Source organism: Mesorhizobium sp. M7A.F.Ca.CA.001.08.2.1, from assembly GCF_003998455.1.
GTDB classification, from domain to species: domain Bacteria; phylum Pseudomonadota; class Alphaproteobacteria; order Rhizobiales; family Rhizobiaceae; genus Mesorhizobium; species Mesorhizobium ciceri.
Window position 1 is genome coordinate 1 of sequence record NZ_RZPW01000875.1, and the last position, 2374, is coordinate 2374.

General features: G+C 65.2%; 3 protein-coding genes. 2 read left to right on the plus strand and 1 reads right to left on the minus strand.

The features are described from left to right. Positions 1-234: 234 nt before the first annotated feature. Positions 235-1230, plus strand: coding sequence for a GlxA family transcriptional regulator (locus EN914_RS32320; RefSeq protein ID WP_024504530.1), 996 nt, complete (start codon positions 235-237; stop codon positions 1228-1230). A gap of 5 nt (positions 1231-1235) precedes the next feature. Here EN914_RS32320 and EN914_RS32325 read toward each other — a convergent pair whose 3' ends face one another. Then, a complete protein-coding gene (locus EN914_RS32325; protein ID WP_024504529.1) occupies positions 1236-1793 on the minus strand; it encodes a sugar O-acetyltransferase in 558 nt (185 codons plus the stop codon). Positions 1794-1928: 135 nt separating this feature from the next. Between EN914_RS32325 and EN914_RS32330 the strand changes: the two genes are divergently transcribed. Further along, the coding region (locus EN914_RS32330; RefSeq protein WP_127389541.1) for a DUF4126 domain-containing protein at positions 1929-2374 on the plus strand (446 nt) is incomplete at its 3' end.

Consider the following 2374-nt stretch of genomic DNA (forward strand, 5'->3'; position numbering starts at 1 on the left):
GTCGCGGAACGGCGGATGCTGGATGGCGAGATTGCCGCCGTCGTAATCGTTCTGCACATCGACGACGATCAGCGCCCGGCGGGGCGCGGTGTTGGCTGGGTCAGACATGGTGTTTCCTTTCCGGCTTGAATTCGATGGATGGAAGATAGGCGGGCTGCCAGACAGCCGAAAGTGGCCCGATTGACATCATTCGAAAGAATTGGGACAATCCGCATTCAACCGCTGGAAGCACCCATGAACGACCCGATCATTGCCGTCCTCGCCTTCGACGGCATCAGCCCGTTCCATCTTTCCGTACCGTGCCTGGTCTTCGGCGAGGACAGGACGGCGCTTGGCCTGCCGCGCTTCGACTTCCGCATCTGCGCGGTCAAGGCCGGCCCGATCCATACCGAAGCCGGGCTGACAATTGCCGCGCCGCATGGGCTCGAAGGGCTCGACGGCGCCGATATCGTCATCATCCCGAGCTGGCATCATCTGAGCGAACCGGTATCGCCGCTGCTGATGGAAGCGCTGCGCCATGCGCACCAACGCGGCGCCTTGATTGTCGGCCTGTGCCTCGGCACCTTCGCCATTGCAGCGGCCGGGCTGCTTTCGGGCCGACGTGCCGCGACGCACTGGGCCTATTGCGAACAATTGCAAACACTCCATCCCGACATCGCTGTCGATGCCGCGGTGCTCTACGTCGACAATGGCGATGTCGTGACCTCGGCCGGCGTCGCCGCCGGCCTCGACTGCTGTCTCCACATCGTGCGCGCCCGCTATGGCGCGGAAGCAGCACTGCGGCTCGCCCGCCAGATCGTGCTTTCTCCGCACCGGCAGGGTGGGCAGGCACAGTTCATCGAGCATCCGGTGGCAAGAAGCGCGGACGCCGACCGCTTCACCCAGGCCCTCGACGCGGTTCGCGCGACGCTTGGCGAGGCGCATAGCCTGGACCGCGTCGCCGAGGCCGCCGGCCTGACCCGCCGCACCTTTACCCGTCGCTTTCAGAAATCGATCGGCGCCAGCTTTGGCGATTGGCTGACCAGCCAGCGGATCGAACTGGCGCAGCGTTTGCTGGAAGCGACGGAGAAATCGATGGACATGATCGCCTTCGAAGCCGGCTTCGGCAGCGCCACCTCGTTGCGTCAGCATTTTGCCGCGAGACTGAGGACATCGCCGGCGCAATACCGGCGCGAGTTTTCCAGGCGAGGCGATCAGGAAGAGCGCATGACGTATGTCCTGTCGTCCTGACCTGTTCAGCCCCGCTTGACCGGCCGCGCCGGATTGCCGATCACCGTGGCGTTCGCCGCCACGTCGCGCGTCACCACCGCACCGGCGCCGACGGTGGCGCCTTCACCGATGCTGACGCCGCCAAGGATGACGGCTGAGCCGCCGATCCAGGCATTGGCGCCGATCTCAATCGGTCGGGCGATCTCCAGTCCGGCCTGCCGCCCACTGGCCTCCTTGTGGTGCTCGGCGCAGTAGATCTGCACGTTCGGGCCGAGCAGCGTTGCCTTGCCGATGCGCACGCTCGCCGTGTCGAGGATGGTGCAGCCGGCATTGAGAAACACGCCGTCGCCGAGAAAGATGTTGAAGCCATAGGCGCAGTGGAACGGCGCCTCGATACGGGCGCCCTCGCCGGCTCTTCCCAGCAGTGCCTTCAGAGCCGGCCCGAGATTGCCGCGTTGACGAGGCGGCAGCAAGTTGTGCTCGAACACCGCATCGCGCGCTATCATCCGCAACGACTCCAGTTCGTCATCGAGGCAGGTATACCATTCGCCGGCCACCATCTTCACGCGCTCGCTCTCAGCCATGATGCGGTCTCCAGTTCACGTCCTTGCAAAGCACAAGTGCAGCCAAAAGCGCCGATGCCAGTACTGGTCAAATATTGGACCTATGGTAGCCTGTGACTCAAGGCCGTCTTGGCCCGTGATCGAGGGGGATCGACCATGCTCTACATTCTGGCACTTCTGATCGGCGTCATTGCCGGTCTTCGCGCCATGACGGCGCCGGCCGCCATTGCCTGGGGCGCTTATCTCGGCTGGCTGACGGTTGCCGGCACTTGGGCGAGCTTCATGAGCCATTGGGCGGCTGTCGGCATCTTCACCATCCTGGCCATCGTCGAGCTGGTCACCGACCAGTTGCCGTCGACGCCGAGCCGTAAAGTACCCCAGCAGTTCGGCGCCCGTATCGTTACGGGCGCTTTCACCGGCGCGGTGATCGGCGCCACCGGTGGCGCCACCATCGGCGGCCTGATCGCGGGGGCCATCGGCGCTGTCATCGGCACGCTGGGCGGCGCCGAAGCTCGCGGCCGGCTCGCGGCCGCCTTCGGCAAGGATCCGCCCGCCGCCTTTATCGAGGACGCGGTGGCGATCATCGGCGGCCTGCTGATCGT